A 13,891-nucleotide genomic window follows, 5' to 3' on the forward strand; every position below is an offset into this window, starting at 1 on the left:
CGGTGACGTGCGTGAACACGGGGATGTGACGCTGGGTGAGGGGTAACGGTTCTGTACGCCCGTCACCCCTCACCGCGTGGCGTCTCCCTAGCTCAGCAGCTCGCCCAGCACCCGTGCCGCCCGCTCCACGTCGGCGAATCCCACGTACAGCGGGGTGAAGCCGAAGCGCAGCACGTCAGGGGCCCGGTAGTCGCCCACCACACCCCGCTCGACCAGCCGTTTCATCACCGCGTCGGCGCCCTGGCAGCGCAGCGCGACCTGGCTGCCGCGCTCCTCGTGGGCGACCGGGGTGAGGGACTCCACGGCGCCCTCGGGGACGTACCGCTCGACGCACTCCAGGAAGAAGTCCGTCAGCGCGAGGGACTTGGCCCGCACCGACTCGACGCTCACGCCGTCCCAGACCTCAAGTGCCGCCTCCAGGGCGAGCATGGAGAGGATGTCCGGCGTGCCCACCCGGCCGCGCGGGGCGCCCGGTGCCGGTTCGTACTCGGGGCGCATGCCGAAGGGCTCCGCGTGGGAGTTCCAGCCCGGCAGCGGGGAGTCGAAGCGGGGTTGCAGATCGGAGCGAACGTACAGGTACGCCGGTGAACCCGGGCCGCCGTTGAGGTACTTGTAGGTGCAGCCGACCGCCAGGTCCACGCCGTGCTCGTCGAGGCCGACCGGCAGCGCGCCCGCGCTGTGGCACAGGTCCCAGACGACGTACGCGCCCGCCGCGTGCACCGCCGCCGTGAGCGCCGGCAGGTCGTGCAGGCGCCCGGTGCGGTAGTCGACGTGGTTGAGCAGCACGGCGGCCGTGCGGTCGCCGAGCACCGACGCCACCTCGGACGGCACCACCGGACGCAGCCGGCAGCCGGTCATCCGGGCGGCCGACTCGGCGATGTAGCCGTCGGTCGGGAAGGTGGTGGCGTCCACGACGATCTCGTCGCGCCCCTCGCCCGCCATCCGCACCGCGGCGACCAGTGCCTTGAAGACGTTCACGCTGGTCGAGTCGCCGACGACGATCTGCCCCGGCGCCGCCCCGACCAGCGGGGCGATGCGGTCGCCGATCCGCTCCGGGGCGGTCCACCAGCCGCTCTCCTCCCAGGACCGGATGCGCAGGGCGCCCCACTGGCGCCCGACCACGTCCGCGACCCGGTCCGGCACGTTCGCCGGGAGCGCGCCGAGGGAGTTGCCGTCGAGGTAGACGACGTCGTCGAGGACGAACTCGGCGCGCTTGGCGGCGAGTTCGTCCGCCGCGTCCAGCTCCTTCGCCCTGCCCGTGAGGTCAGACATGGGACCTCGCCGTCCACAGCTCGGGGAAGACGTTCTTGCGGGCCCGCTTCTCCAGCCAGGCCACTCCGGCCGAGCCGCCGGTGCCGGGCTTGGCGCCCATCGCGCGCCGGGTGGCGACCAGGTGATCGTTGCGCCAGCGCCACACCAGCTCCGCCACATCCGTCAGCGCCTCGCCCAGGCGGGCGAGTTGGTCCCCGGGATCGCCGGAGTAGACGGCGGCCCAGGCGGCCTCGACCGCGTCGGAGGGCTCGTAGCGCTGGGAGACGTCACGCTTCAGCACGGAGGCGGGTATCGCGTGCCCGCGCCGGGCCATGAAGCGCAGCACCTCGTCGTACAGGCTCGGCTCGTGCAGCGCCTTCTCCAGCTCCGCGTGGACGCGGGGCGCGCCGCGGTGCGGGACGAGCATGGACGCGGACTTCTCGCCGAGCAGGAACTCCATCCGCCGGTACATCGCCGACTGGAAGCCGGAGCCCTCGCCGAGGGCGCTGCGGTAGGAGTTGAACTGGGCGGGGGTGAGCTGGCCGAGCGGCTTCCAGGAGGCGTTGAGCGCCTCCAGCTCCCGCACCGAGCGCTTGAGCGCGTCGATCGCGACCGGCACCTTGTCCTCGCGCAGGGCGTGCGCGGCCGTCTCCCACTCGTGGACGACGACGGTGAACCACAGCTCCATGACCTGGGTGGTGACCAGGAAGACCATCTCTCCGGGGTCGTCGGAGAGGGTGTGCTGGAGGTGCGTGAGCACGTCGGCCTTGACGTAGTCCTCGTACGGCGTCGTGCCGGCGAAGTCGAGATGCGGGGTCTCGGGCTCCTGGGTTTCGTGAGCCTCGTGGGACATCGCTGTCTCCTGTTGTGTACTCCGGGTAGCGGTCCGCCCCTGCCGTTACCGACACGGGGGCCCCGGTCCCCACCCGAATCCTCCGGGGTACCACCGGAAAAGTGCAAGGCCCGGCTGGATCACAGCCGGACCCGCACTCAAGGGAAGTCCTAGCCGAGGGTCTGGGCGGCCGTCGGCGAGGAGTCCTTCAGGAACTGGGTGCAGCGCTCGTACTCCTCCTGCTCGCCGATCGCGCCCGCGGCGCGGGCCAGGGCGTGCAGGGCGCGCAGGAAGCCGCGGTTGGGCTCGTGCTCCCAGGGCACCGGGCCGTGGCCCTTCCAGCCGTTGCGGCGCAGGGAGTCCAGGCCGCGGTGGTAGCCGGTACGGGCGTAGGCGTACGACTCCACGACGCTGCCCCGCTCGAACGCCTCGTCGGCCAGCTGGGCCCAGGCCAGCGAGGAGGTCGGGTACTTCGCGGCGACATCGGCGGGCGCCGTACCGGACGCCAGGAGCTCACGCGGCTCCGGGTCGTCGGGGAGGTGGGTCGGGGGCGGTCCCCCGAGGAGGTTCTCGTGAATCGTCATGGGTTCAGTCTGGTCCATCCGCTATTCGATGCGCCGCTTGGCCCGCTCCCCCTCCAGCGGCGGCGCCGTGACGGAGGCGTGGTGCAGGCACTCGGGCCGGCGGCAGTCCGGCGGGGGCTTGCGTACCGTCGCGAAGGCCAGGGCGGCGCCCGCGAGCAGGGCGCCCGCGCACCACAGCATCGCCTGGTCGAAGGCCGCGTCGAAGGCGGCCGGGGAGCGGTAGGCTTCCTCGCCCATCCCCGTCAGCAGGGGGAGCGCGGCCACCGCGATCAGGCCCGCCACCCGGGCCGCCGCGTTGTTGATACCGCTGGCCAGGCCCGCCCGCGCGACACTCACCGAGGCCAGCACGGTGGCGGTGAGCGGGGCCACCAGGGTGACCAGACCGCATCCGAAGACCAGGACGGCGGGCAGGACGTCGGCCGCGTAGGAGGCGTCCGGGCCCACCCGCAGCATCAGCAGCAGGCCCGCCGCGCTCACCAGCGGACCCACCGTGAGCGGGATGCGCGGACCGATCCTGTCGGCCAGGGCCCCGGAGCGGGCCGAGAGCAGGAGCATCAGTACGGTCGCGGGCAGCAGGGCCGTACCGGCGGCGAGCGCCGAGTAGCCGGAGACCACCTGCAGCTGGATCACCGCGAGGAAGAAGAACCCGCCGAGGGCCGCGTACACGCACAGGGTGACCAGGTTGACCGCCGTGAACTGGCGGGAGGCGAAGATGTCCGGCGGCATCATCGGATCGGCCCGCCGCTTCTCGACGTACACGAAGGCCACCCCGAGGACCGCGCCCACGGCGGCGGTGATCCAGTCCGCCTCGATCAGCGCGTACGTCACCAGGGCCAGCGCGAGGGCGCCGAGGGCCGCGCCGAGCACGTCGAAGCGGCCGTGCGCGGTGCTGTCCCGGGACTCGGGCACATGGCGCAGCGCGATGGGCACGCACAGCAGGGCCAGGGGCACGTTCAGCAGGAACACCCACCGCCAGCCCGGCCCGTCCACCAGCCAGCCGCCCAGGAACGGCCCCACCGCCGCCCCGATGCCGCCGAAACCGGACCACAGGCCCACCGCGCGGCTGCGGTCGTCGGGGTGGAAGGACGCCTGGATGAGGGCGAGCGAGCCGGGGGTCAGCAGCGCCCCGCCGACCCCTTGCAGGGCACGCGCGGCGATCAGGATCTGGGCGTTCGGGGCGAGCCCGCACAGCAGCGAGGCGGCGGCGAACCACAGCACGCCGACGACGAAGATCCGGCGGCGGCCGTAGCGGTCGCCGAGGGAGCCGCCGAGCAGGATCAGCCCGGCCAGCGTGAGCATGTACGCGTTGACCGTCCACTGCAGCGCGGACAGGTTCGCGTCGAGGTCGGTGCCGATGCGCGGCAGGGCGACGTTGACGACGGTCGAGTCCAGCAGCGCCATGCTGGAACCGAGGATCGTTGTCAGCAGGATCCAGCGGCCCTGCGGCGCGGCCAGCCGTACGTCGGGCATGCTCCCAGGTATACAGCGAGCCCGGCGCCGAAGCAGGGCGCCGGGCTCACTGGATCGCGCGCGGGAACTACTTGATCTTCGTGCCCGTGGAACGCAGGTTGTTGCAGGCCTCGACGACACGCGCGGCCATGCTCGCCTCGGCCAGCTTGCCCCAGGTGCGCGGGTCGTAGGTCTTCTTGTTGCCGACCTCGCCGTCGACCTTCAGGACGCCGTCGTAGTTCTGGAACATGTGCGCGGCGACCGGACGGGTGAAGGCGTACTGGGTGTCCGTGTCGAGGTTCATCTTCACGACGCCGTTCTCCAGCGCGGTGGCGATCTCCTCCGGGGTGGAGCCGGAGCCGCCGTGGAAGACGAAGTCGAACGGGCTGGGCTTGCCGTACTTCTCGCCCACGCCCTGCTGGAGGTCCTTCAGCAGCTCCGGACGCAGGACGACGTTGCCCGGCTTGTACACGCCGTGCACGTTGCCGAAGGAGGCGGCCAGCAGGTAGCGGCCCTTCTCGCCCAGGCCGAGCGCCTCGGCGGTGCGCAGCGCGTCCTCGACGGTGGTGTACAGCTCGTCGTTGATCTCGTGGCTGACACCGTCCTCCTCGCCGCCGGTGGGGGTGATCTCCACCTCAAGGATGATCTTGGCGGCGGCGGCGCGCGGGAGCAGCTCCTGCGCGATGGCCAGGTTGTCGGCGAGGGTCTCGGCGGAGCCGTCCCACATGTGCGACTGGAACAGCGGGTTGCGGCCGGCCTTCACGCGCTCCTCGGAGACCGCGATCAGCGGGCGTACGTAGCCGTCCAGCTTGTCCTTCGGACAGTGGTCGGTGTGCAGCGCGATGTTGACGTCGTACTTCTCGGCGACGATGTGCGCGAACTCGGCCAGGGCGACGGCGCCGGTGACCATGTCCTTGCTGTACTGGCCGCCGAGGAACTCCGCGCCACCGGTGGAGATCTGGACGATGCCGTCGCTCTCGGCCTCCGCGAAGCCGCGCAGCGCGGCGTGCAGCGTCTGGGAGGAGGTCACGTTGATGGCCGGGTAGGCGAACTTGCCTGCCTTCGCCCGGTCGAGCATCTCGTTGTAGACCTCGGGGGTTGCGATGGGCATCTGTCCGCTCCTTGTGATGTGCGGGTTGCGTTCTGCGTGTAACGGCCCTGACCTAGACCTGGGAGAACGACCTCATCGTCGTCGGGGCCATCTTTCCAGACGAAACGGGATGCTCCGAGAGTCGTCTCAGCCGACGGTCACCGGCCTGTCCCGTCCCGTTCCGGCCGGGCTCAGTCCAGGCCCAGCTCGTCCTTCGAGTACGCGAAGCGGTAGGGCACGCCCGCGCCCGCCTCGATCTTCTCGGCGGCCCCGGTCGCCCGGTCCACGATCGTCGCCACGGCCACGACCTCGGCACCGGCCTCGCGGACGGCCTCGACGGCGGTGAGCGGGGAACCACCCGTGGTGGAGGTGTCCTCGACCACGAGCACCCGGCGGCCGGCGATGTCCGGGCCCTCGACGCGGCGCTGCAGGCCGTGCGCCTTGGCGGCCTTGCGGACCACGAAGGCGTCCACCTTCCGGCCGCGGGCCGCGGCGGCGTGCAGCATGGCCGCGGCGACCGGGTCGGCGCCCATGGTCAGCCCGCCGACCGCGTCGAACTCCAGGTCGGCGGTGAGGTCGAGGAGCACCTGACCGACCAGCGGCGCGGCCTCGCCGTCCAGCGTGATGCGCCGCAGGTCGACGTAGTAGTCGGCCTCAAGACCCGACGACAGGGTCACCTTGCCGTGCACCACGGCCTTGTCCTTGATCTGCTGCAGCAGCGCGCCGCGTACGTCCGTCATGCCGAACAGCTTAGAGGCGGGTCCAGGTCCAGGTGGTCGTGGCCTCCAGCGGCTCCAGCGGGGTGACCAGGCGCGGATGCGTGTTCAGCCCGTTGGGCGGGCCGGTCTGCGGCTCCACGCACACGGCCTCGTCCTGCTCGTCGTAGACGACGACCCACTGCTCGGGGCTGGTGACCTTCAGGGTGAGTTCCCCCGGCCAGGTCAGGGTGACGTCGACGCCGTCCGGCATGCCGAAGCAGTCGTCCCAGGGGCCCGGCTTGGGGTCGACGCGGTTGCCGGTGGGCAGGTGGTCGTCGCCGCGCTCCTCCTGCCAGGCGGGGGTGAAGTCCAGCTCGACGGCCTTGCCGCCGAGGGTGCGGTGGAACCAGGGGTGCCAGCCGATCTGCGCCGGGAAGGAGTCCTCGTACGTCTCCACCGACATCGTCAGCGTCAGCGAGCTGTCGGTCAGGGCGACGATCTGGGTGACCCGCCCGCTGTGCGGCCAGGGGTCCACCAGGTCGTACGTGATCACCGCCTCGTCCGCGCTCGTGCGGGCGGTGCGCCAGGCGCCGTCGCGCGCGGTGCCGTGGATGGCGTGCGGCGGGGAGTTCAGCGGCATCTGGCGGACGGTGGCGCCGTCGCGGAACCGTCCGTCCCGGATCCGTCCGCACCAGGGGACCATCGGGAAGCAGCCGAACCGCTCGCCCTGGCGCAGGAGTTGGGTGCCCGCGACCTTCAGCCCGCCGATCCGGCCGCCGTTGCCCGGCTGTACGGTCACCTCCGCGTCGCCCGCGGTCAGCGTGATGTCTTCGTTACTCACGCCACGACCCTAGCGGGGCCGGCCGGTGCGGTCAGCGGCGCCTGCGCAGGACACGGCCGACGACGATCGCGGAGGCGACGGCGAGGGCGGCGGCGGGGGCGGCCCAGCGCAGGGTGTTCGCCTGGGCGGTGACCGGCGGGGCGGGGACGGGGGCGTAGCGGCCGCGGGGCGGGGCGTGGTCGACCTCTTCGGCGCTGCGGCCGATCATGGTGCGGCGGGCGTGGGCGGCTTCGGGGGCGGGGGATTCCGCGGGGGGCGGCTCTTCGGTGGAGGACTCTTCGTTGGGGGACTCTTCGGTGGAGGACTCTTCGGTGGGGGGTGCCGGTGCTTCCTCTGTGGGCTCCGCCGTCTCCGCCTCGGACGCCTGGGGCTCCGCCTCCTTCTCAGGCTCCTCCCTGGGCTCCTCCGCCCTGGGATCCTCCGCCTTGGGCTCCTCCGCCGCTCCCAGGTTCTCCGCGAAACGGCTCAGCAGTCGCGCAGCCGCGGAGTTCACCTGCTCGGCGGGGAGTTGGGCGATGCGGCCGTCCGCTGTCGCGGTGCCCTCGACGGTGACGCGTGTGCCGTCGGTGTCGGCGTCGGCGTCGTCCGTGTCGGCCAGGGTGAGCGTCAGGGACAGCTTCACCGTGCCGGTGCCGCGGGCCTCCGTGGCCTCGCCCTCCACCGTGTACGCGCCGTCCTCGCGTTCCGCGACGCGCAGGGCGCCCCGGTAGGTGATCGTGTGGCCGCCCACCCGTACCTTCAGGCGGCCGCTCGTGGGGGTCGCGGCGCCCGCGTCCCGTTGGAAGCCGGGGAGCGCGCGGGCCACCCGCTCGGGGTCGGACAACGCCTGCCGCACCCGGGCCGCGGCCGTCGGAACGAACACCTCAAGCTCCATGTCAGCGGAGCCTACCCACGAGGGCCGCCGCCGCACCCCCCGTCGGCGTAATCTCCCGGCACGTCCGGGTCACCGGCTCAGTACCGCGGATGCACGAGAGTCGACGGCGGGAGTCCGGCGAGGCGTACCCGCTCCGCCGCCCGGGCGTCCTCCAGCAGCCGGGCGTCGGTGAGGGTGAGCAGGCGGGGGCCGTGCGGGGGCAGGGCGAGCGGGGGTCCGGGGCCGTCGCCGGTGGCGAGGACGAAGCCCCAGTCGTGCGAGTCGTCGGCGCGGCGGGCGGAGGAGCGGTCGGGGCCCGCCGCGAAGCCGGGGGCGCGGCCCGCCACCCGGTACGGGGCGGTGCGCAGGCCCGCCGAGCGGAGGGTGGCGTCCACGGTCCAGAAGGCGTGGGGGCGGCCGGTCACCGGTCCGGCGTGCACCACCAGGCGGCCGTGGTCGGTCAGCGCCCGGCGGACCAGTCCGTAGAACTCCTGCGAGTAGAGCTTGGTGCTGGCCGTGATGCCGGGGTCGGGGAGGTCGGAGACGACGACGTCGTAGCGGGCCGGGGGTGAGGTGCGCAGGTGACGGAAGGCGTCGGCGATGACGACGTGGACACGCGGGTCGTCGTAGGCGTGGCCGTTGAGGGCGGACAGTGCCGGGTCCTCGCGGGCCAGGCGGACCACCTCGGCGTCGAGTTCGACGATGTCCACGCGCCGCACGCCCGGGTGGCGCAGCACCTCGCGGACGGCGAGGCCGTCGCCGCCGCCGAGGATGAGGACGCGGCCGTGCGGGCCGTTCATCGCGGGGTGGACCAGGGCCTCGTGATAACGGTGCTCGTCGCGCCCGCTGACCCGCAGCCGCCCGTCGAGATACAGCTCTACGGGCCGTCCCCCGGTGCCGCCGGTGAGGACGAGTTCCTGGACGTCGGTCTGGAGCGCGACGCGCACGTCGGCGCCGTACACCGCGCGCCGGGCGGCCCGTTCGAAGTCGTCGACGTGGGCGGCGGCGGTGGCGAGCAGGCCGAGGACGGTGACGTTGGCGGCGATCAGCAGCAGGCGTCCGCGCCGGGTGAGGTCGCGGCCGAAGAGGCCGAGGACCAGGGCGGCGCCGGCGACGGCGTTGACCGCGCCGGTGATCAGCGCGCCGGTCAACTGGCCGAGCAGGGGCAGCAGAAGGAAGGGGAAGGCGAGTCCGCCGACGAGCGCGCCGACGTAGTCCGCGGCGAACAGGTCGGCGACCGCGCCGCCCGCGTCCTGGCGGCGGATGCGCTGGATCAGCTCCATCAGCAGCGGTACTTCGGCGCCGATCAGCAGGCCGATGGCGAGCGAGAAGGCGACCAGCAGGACCCGCGGGCCCTCGCCCCACAGTCCGCCCCAGTCGCCGGTCCAGGCGAACGCGCCGTACAGGGCGAGCGCGCTGTGGCCGCCGATCAGGGCGAGCACCGCCTCGATCGCGCCGAAGCCTGCGGCGGCGTGCCAGCGCAGGCGTTTGGCGACGAGCGAGCCGAGGCCCATCGCGAAGACCATCACGGACAGCACGACGGACGCCTGGGTGACGGAGTCGCCGATCAAGTAGGAGGCGAGGGCGACGAGTTCGAGTTCGTAGACCAGTCCGCAGGCGGCGCAGACGAAGACGCACGCGAGGACCAGGAAGCGTCCCGTCCCGGGCCGGACGGGCAGCCGCGCCGGGCCGCCCCAGGGTGCCGGGGGGCCGGGCGGGGCGGGCGCGTGCGGTTCAATCACCCTGCGACGTTACGTTACGGGACCGACACGCTTCGTCACCCACACGTGTGGACCTACGGTCCTCAAACTCCCGACGGGCTCAGCGCGCCGACCGGCACCCGGACCCCGACGCGGGTGCGGGTGGCCACCAACTGGCCGTCCTGCGGGTAGGCGTGCCAGGTGCGCCAGTGCAACTGGCCCTCGTGGCGGTGCGCGAGCATCGCGGTGAAGGCGTGCGGGCTGCCGGGGAAGACTCCGGCCAGGCCGTGCGGGTGGTCGGCGACCAGGGCGAGCAACTCCTGGGCACGGCCCGCGAACTGGCCCGGCGCCAGTACCTCGACGCGGGCGGCGAACTCGTACTCCCAGTCCCCGACGCGCTTGGCGACGCCCAGCGGGAGGGGGGTGCTGCTGCCGGGGATGCAGGCAACGGTCTCCGAGCAGTCGCCCCGCTCCTCCTCCAGGAGCACCTGGTGGGACGCGCCGAGCAGTCTCAACTGGAGCTTCGCCCCGGACAGTTCGAGGTCGAGCGTGGCCAGTGCGGGGAGCGGTTCACGCCCCAGCGCCCAGGCGAGGTCGGCCGCGCGCGTGTCGGTGTAGGAGGTGTTCAGGGTCGTGAGCATGGATCGGCTCCGCAAGCACGCAAAGAAAGGGAGGTTGGGTCCGGCGCACCGGTCGACACCGGGAGATCGGCCCGTCAGCCCAGTCGGCGAGGTCAGTGGGGATGGCCGCGGGACGTCCGAGGGGCTGCGTTGGTGTTTTAGAGGGAATCATGAACAGTGGCGCCGCCACAGCGTTTTTACCCAACTTCGGAGGGTTTCCATCCCTCGGGGGGCTCCACAGCTCAACTGTTCAACCACGGTGTGCGCCGTGTCGTCCGGGCGCACGCCGGAGCACGCACACACAGCAGCGGGACCCGCCCCCCGTGGGCGGGCCCCGCGCATTCCCCCCTGACATGTGCTCGCTCAGCCCGCGTCAGCTGCTCCCGCCGCCGCATCCTCCGCCACCGCCGCAGGACGAGGAGCTGCCGCACGAGCTGCTGCTACTGCCGCAGGAGGAGGAGCTGCTGCCGCACGAGGAGCTGCTGCCACACGAGGAGCCGCCCCCGCCGCTGTCCCCGCCGCTGTCCCCCGCCCACCAGCTACCGCTGTCACCGCTGCTGTGCCGGGTGTGGTGGCTGCTGCCGCCCCCGCCGCCCCGCCCTCCGCCACGCACGCCGCGCACGCCGCGCAGGGGCGCCACGCGCCGTCGTCCGGCCGCCAGCACGGCGACCGTGATGCCGCCCGCGACCACTACGAAAAAGATGACCAGGATGAAGCCGACAACCATGGCCCACCCCTCCTTCCGTCTTCGCGACTCCCCCGAAAGCGACCCCCCGTGGGCCCTTCGCCGCCGCGTGAACGGGGGATGCCCCCGCCGCTCCCGGCCCAAAGCAGAGTTGAGGAACTTCAGAGGGTTCTCGGACGGCGACGGCCCCTGACCTGCGCATAGGGGCAGACCAGGGGCCGTCAGTGCTTGTCTGGGCCGTCTAGGGGCCGTGATCTCCGTTCGGGCCACGCTGGAACACGGAGTCGATGGCCCGCCGGGCACGCTCGCGGCTGTCGGGCATCAGGTGCGCATACACCCGCAGCGTCATACCCGGGTCGGCGTGCCCCATGTACTCACTGACCGCCTTGATGTTCTCGCCCGCGTCCAGCAGCGCGGAGGCGTAGAAGTGCCGGAGGGCATGCATGCCGTGTGCACGGGCCGACTGGTACTTGCCGCGTTCGTCGGCTTCCGGGATGAGCCCGGCCGTCGCAAGAGCGGGCTTCCACTCCTTGCCGTTGAAGTTGCTCCGCCACACCATGCCGCCCTGCTCGGCCGTAAAGACCAACCGGGCGGTCACCTTGGGCCCTTCCGGCACACGCCACGGCAACGTGATCTCTACGGGCTTCCAGGCGTCCATGTGGGCTCGGAGGGCTTCCGCCACGGAGTCGGGAAGCGGGACGTCCCGCTTCTTGCCACCCTTGGGGAGATCGAACACGGGGTGGCCTTCCACATGTTTGATCTGTCGGACCACGTGGAGCGTGTGCCCGTCGACGTCGATCGCGTCCTCAGCAAGTCCGAACACCTCACCCTGCCGAAGTCCGCATCCGGCGCCGACATCAACCATGGCCCGGTAGCGCTCCAGCAACGCAGCCCGAACAGCGAACACCTGGTCGGGCTTCCAGGGGACTACTGCATGCGCGTCAGGCTTGGGCCGCCGCACGGTGCGCGCGCTGCACGGGTTACGGGACAGCAGCGTGTCATCGACGGCAGCCGCCAGGACCGACTGAACGTCCGCGAAGATGTTCCGGGCGTAGGAAGCACTGACGCCGGGCTTTGCTTCCAACACGGCGAGCAGCTCCCTGATGTGCTCGGGCCGGAAGCTCCCCATCGGCCGCGAGCCGAGCACGGGGTAGACGTGCAGCCGTAGGCGTCGACCAAGTTCCTTGCGGGTCATCGGGCTGGAAGTCTTGTTGTCCAGCCACTTCTCGGCGTACTGCCGAAACGTGATCCGTACGGACTGAGGATCGGTGTACTGACCGCGCGTCATGTCCGTTTCGATGGCACTGAGCCACTTCTCAGCAAGTCGCTTCTTGCCGTCGGGAAAGCTCTTGGACTTCTCGGAGCCGTCGGGGCCGACATAGCGGGCGCGGTAGCGCATGCCCGTCCCGTGGCGCCCGGTCTTGACCTTGACCGGCTTGCCATCCGACCCCGGCTCGGTCCTGAACCAGCGGTCTTGGACGTGCCCGGCCATCAGGCGGCCCCTTTCCTCTGGGACTCGACCCAGGCCCGTACGTCATCGGGGTCGAAGCGGAGGTAGCGGCCGACACGAAAGCCTCGCGGTCCGATGCCCTTGCGGCGCCACTGGTAGACGGTCTCGACACTGGGCAGGCGGAACAGAATCACGAGGTCTTCCGGCGCCAGGTACTGATCAGGAAGCGATGCCCTCATACGGCTTCCTCCCAGTCGTCGAGTTCGGCAAGGGCTTCGCGGGCGGTTTCGCGGCTTTGTTGGATGTCGCGGCGGATGGTGGCGGCGAGCCAGGATTCGCCGGGGGTGTGGCCGTGTCCGGCGTAGGTCCAGTGGGCGAGGGTGAGCGTGGTTGCCTCCGGGGTGTCGTCGGGGTCGGGCAGGCCGAGGGCGGCGCGTTGCTGGGCGGCGCGGTAGTCGGCTCGGGCCTGGCGGAGTTCGCCGAGGGTGGTGGAGTAGCGGCGGGACTTGGTGGAGAAGTGGCCGCGGAAGCCGAGCATGTGGGCCCAGTCGCGGAGCTTGCGGTCGGGGTAGAGCGGGTGGAGGTCGAGGCAGGCGGCGATGAGCCGGGCCGGGTGGTCGGCGACGCCGAGCAGGGCAAGGGCTTCTTTGTTGCCGATGCGGCGGTCCACGGTGCCGGTGGTCTCGGCGGCCTTGGTCGCGTACTTGGCGACGTAGGAGGCAACCGCCTGCTCGGTGATCTCTTCGCCGTTGCCGAAGGCGCGGATAGGGCGGATGTCCAGCTGGGTGCCCCACCGCAGCGTGCGTGCGGGCTGATCCCCGGACGGGGGCACGTCGACCTGGACGCGGGCCGCGGCGGCGTGGATGGCGTCGGTGAGCAGGTCGAGGGTGGCCCAGGCCGGGGGCGGATCGTCGGGACCGTTGGGGCCGTCGAAGCGGATCACGGCGTGGAAGTGCACGGCCCCGCGCTTCTGGTACTCAGCGACCTTGCCGAACGACACACGGGATTCCTCGCGTGCGGCCTGCTGGGTGAGTCCGGCCCGCTTGGCGATCTCCCGGCGCAGGTAGATCGTGAAGTAGCGCCACAGCTCCGAGGCGTGGTTGTTCCACAGCACCGCACCCGCGTAGTCGTACGACTCGGGTTCGAGCGCGGTACCCAGCTCGGGGGCGTCCTCGGCGTGGCGCACGCCGCAGCGGCAGGGCCGGTTGCCGGGTCGGTTGTGGACCGGGCCGAACGAGGGCGCGGTGAGGGTGGCGAAGACGCGCGGGTGGTTGCGGATGGTGTGCGGGGTGCCTTTGTCGGGGTCGCCGACCAGCCCGGCGCGGATGAGGTGGTAGGTGTCTCCGGCGTAGGTCCAGGCGCAGGCCGGGCAGCGCGAGGCACGGCGGTTGCCGCAGGCCACCCGGAGCATGCCGCCCGGCTCACTGTCAGTTGAGTAGGCGTGTAAGACCTTGCCGGTTGTGCGGTCGATCAGCTTGGTTGCGCCCATGAGGCGGATCGGGTCGGAGCAGCCGCCCGTGCGCTTGATCTGCTCTTGCCAGCGGTCGAAGCCCGGTGACCCGGTCACCCTCAGCATGTCGGCGAGGGTGGCCGGGTCCAGGCCCGCCAGGGTGGCGGCATCTGTCATCGCGCGCCGTCCTTGCGGGTCTTGCGCGGGGGGTCGGAGTGGAAGCGGGAGGCGCCGGGGTGGGCGTCGTTCCATTCCTCCGCGCACACCTTGTGGACGGGCTCGCCGTCGTGGGAGCGCAGCGGGGTGGGCTTGCCGCACAGGGTGCAGGGGCAGTCGCCGCTGTGGTCGTAGTGCTGGCTGGAGGTCCAGTTCAAAAGGCCCACCGCGG

The 13,891-nt window shown here is 71.9% G+C and carries 15 protein-coding genes; 1 reads left to right on the plus strand and 14 read right to left on the minus strand.

The window, feature by feature from the left end; all coding sequences use genetic code 11:
• Positions 1-87: 87 nt before the first annotated feature.
• The 10 genes from kynU to GA0115233_RS28210 form a co-directional block, all read right to left on the minus strand.
• Positions 88-1,272, minus strand: coding sequence for a kynureninase (gene kynU, locus GA0115233_RS28165; RefSeq protein WP_093723125.1), 1,185 nt, complete (start codon positions 1,270-1,272; stop codon positions 88-90).
• A complete protein-coding gene (locus GA0115233_RS28170) occupies positions 1,265-2,104 on the minus strand; it encodes a tryptophan 2,3-dioxygenase family protein (RefSeq protein WP_093723126.1) in 840 nt (279 codons plus the stop codon). The genes kynU and GA0115233_RS28170 overlap by 8 nt, the downstream gene beginning before the upstream one ends.
• A 149-nt stretch (positions 2,105-2,253) precedes the next feature.
• Positions 2,254-2,667: a DUF3151 domain-containing protein gene (locus GA0115233_RS28175; protein WP_093723153.1), complete on the minus strand. Its 414-nt coding sequence runs from the start codon at positions 2,665-2,667 to the stop codon at positions 2,254-2,256.
• Between the two features lie 21 nt (positions 2,668-2,688).
• Positions 2,689-4,137 (minus strand): MFS transporter, encoded by a 1,449-nt coding sequence (locus GA0115233_RS28180; protein ID WP_093723127.1) that lies wholly within the window; start codon positions 4,135-4,137, stop codon positions 2,689-2,691.
• Positions 4,138-4,204: 67 nt separating this feature from the next.
• Positions 4,205-5,227: a class II fructose-bisphosphate aldolase gene (gene fbaA / locus GA0115233_RS28185; protein ID WP_093723128.1), complete on the minus strand. Its 1,023-nt coding sequence runs from the start codon at positions 5,225-5,227 to the stop codon at positions 4,205-4,207.
• Positions 5,228-5,397: 170 nt separating this feature from the next.
• Positions 5,398-5,946: an orotate phosphoribosyltransferase gene (gene pyrE / locus GA0115233_RS28190; RefSeq protein ID WP_093723129.1), complete on the minus strand. Its 549-nt coding sequence runs from the start codon at positions 5,944-5,946 to the stop codon at positions 5,398-5,400.
• A 10-nt stretch (positions 5,947-5,956) separates the two neighbouring features.
• Entirely contained in the window at positions 5,957-6,745 is a 789-nt protein-coding gene (locus GA0115233_RS28195) for an aldose epimerase family protein (protein ID WP_093723130.1), read from the minus strand.
• Between the two features lie 31 nt (positions 6,746-6,776).
• Complete coding sequence (locus GA0115233_RS28200) at positions 6,777-7,619, minus strand: SRPBCC domain-containing protein (RefSeq protein ID WP_093723131.1); 843 nt, start codon at positions 7,617-7,619, stop codon at positions 6,777-6,779.
• 77 nt (positions 7,620-7,696) lie between these two features.
• The gene (locus tag GA0115233_RS28205; RefSeq protein WP_093723132.1) at positions 7,697-9,340 is read right to left on the minus strand and encodes a polyamine aminopropyltransferase; all 1,644 of its coding nucleotides are present in this window, start codon (positions 9,338-9,340) and stop codon (positions 7,697-7,699) included.
• Positions 9,341-9,402: 62 nt separating this feature from the next.
• Positions 9,403-9,939, minus strand: coding sequence for a DUF2617 family protein (locus GA0115233_RS28210; RefSeq protein WP_093723133.1), 537 nt, complete (start codon positions 9,937-9,939; stop codon positions 9,403-9,405).
• Positions 9,940-10,271: 332 nt separating this feature from the next.
• Between GA0115233_RS28210 and GA0115233_RS42255 the strand changes: the two genes are divergently transcribed.
• Positions 10,272-10,796: a hypothetical protein gene (locus GA0115233_RS42255; RefSeq protein WP_176711962.1), complete on the plus strand. Its 525-nt coding sequence runs from the start codon at positions 10,272-10,274 to the stop codon at positions 10,794-10,796.
• Positions 10,797-10,844: 48 nt separating this feature from the next.
• On the opposite strand, the gene GA0115233_RS28220 is transcribed toward GA0115233_RS42255, so the two are convergent.
• The 4 genes from GA0115233_RS28220 to GA0115233_RS28235 are packed head-to-tail and all read right to left on the minus strand — an operon-like array spanning position 10,845 to position 13,886.
• Positions 10,845-12,095 (minus strand): tyrosine-type recombinase/integrase, encoded by a 1,251-nt coding sequence (locus tag GA0115233_RS28220; RefSeq protein ID WP_093723135.1) that lies wholly within the window; start codon positions 12,093-12,095, stop codon positions 10,845-10,847.
• On the minus strand, positions 12,095-12,292 hold the full coding sequence (locus GA0115233_RS28225) for a helix-turn-helix transcriptional regulator (protein WP_093723136.1): 198 nt from the start codon (positions 12,290-12,292) through the stop codon (positions 12,095-12,097). Before GA0115233_RS28225 ends, GA0115233_RS28220 begins: the two co-directional genes overlap by 1 nt.
• Positions 12,289-13,680 (minus strand): replication initiator protein RepSA, encoded by a 1,392-nt coding sequence (gene repSA / locus GA0115233_RS28230; RefSeq protein WP_093723137.1) that lies wholly within the window; start codon positions 13,678-13,680, stop codon positions 12,289-12,291. Before repSA ends, GA0115233_RS28225 begins: the two co-directional genes overlap by 4 nt.
• Complete coding sequence (locus GA0115233_RS28235; RefSeq protein WP_093723138.1) at positions 13,677-13,886, minus strand: hypothetical protein; 210 nt, start codon at positions 13,884-13,886, stop codon at positions 13,677-13,679. Before GA0115233_RS28235 ends, repSA begins: the two co-directional genes overlap by 4 nt.
• Positions 13,887-13,891 lie beyond the last annotated feature (5 nt).

This window comes from Streptomyces sp. DI166, from assembly GCF_900091315.1.
Taxonomy (GTDB): domain Bacteria; phylum Actinomycetota; class Actinomycetes; order Streptomycetales; family Streptomycetaceae; genus Streptomyces; species Streptomyces fuscus.

Bases quoted from the DNA above. Each gene is read 5' to 3' on its own strand.
- kynU (WP_093723125.1), bottom strand. From the start codon at position 1,272: ATGTCTGACCTCACGGGCAGGGCGAAGGAGCTGGACGCGGCGGACGAA.
- GA0115233_RS28170 (WP_093723126.1), bottom strand. From the start codon at position 2,104: ATGTCCCACGAGGCTCACGAAACCCAGGAGCCCGAGACCCCGCATCTC.
- GA0115233_RS28175 (WP_093723153.1), bottom strand. From the start codon at position 2,667: ATGACGATTCACGAGAACCTCCTCGGGGGACCGCCCCCGACCCACCTC.
- GA0115233_RS28180 (WP_093723127.1), bottom strand. From the start codon at position 4,137: ATGCCCGACGTACGGCTGGCCGCGCCGCAGGGCCGCTGGATCCTGCTG.
- fbaA (WP_093723128.1), bottom strand. From the start codon at position 5,227: ATGCCCATCGCAACCCCCGAGGTCTACAACGAGATGCTCGACCGGGCG.
- pyrE (WP_093723129.1), bottom strand. From the start codon at position 5,946: ATGACGGACGTACGCGGCGCGCTGCTGCAGCAGATCAAGGACAAGGCC.
- GA0115233_RS28200 (WP_093723131.1), bottom strand. From the start codon at position 7,619: ATGGAGCTTGAGGTGTTCGTTCCGACGGCCGCGGCCCGGGTGCGGCAG.
- GA0115233_RS28210 (WP_093723133.1), bottom strand. From the start codon at position 9,939: ATGCTCACGACCCTGAACACCTCCTACACCGACACGCGCGCGGCCGAC.
- GA0115233_RS42255 (WP_176711962.1), top strand. From the start codon at position 10,272: ATGTGCTCGCTCAGCCCGCGTCAGCTGCTCCCGCCGCCGCATCCTCCG.
- GA0115233_RS28220 (WP_093723135.1), bottom strand. From the start codon at position 12,095: ATGGCCGGGCACGTCCAAGACCGCTGGTTCAGGACCGAGCCGGGGTCG.
- GA0115233_RS28225 (WP_093723136.1), bottom strand. From the start codon at position 12,292: ATGAGGGCATCGCTTCCTGATCAGTACCTGGCGCCGGAAGACCTCGTG.
- repSA (WP_093723137.1), bottom strand. From the start codon at position 13,680: ATGACAGATGCCGCCACCCTGGCGGGCCTGGACCCGGCCACCCTCGCC.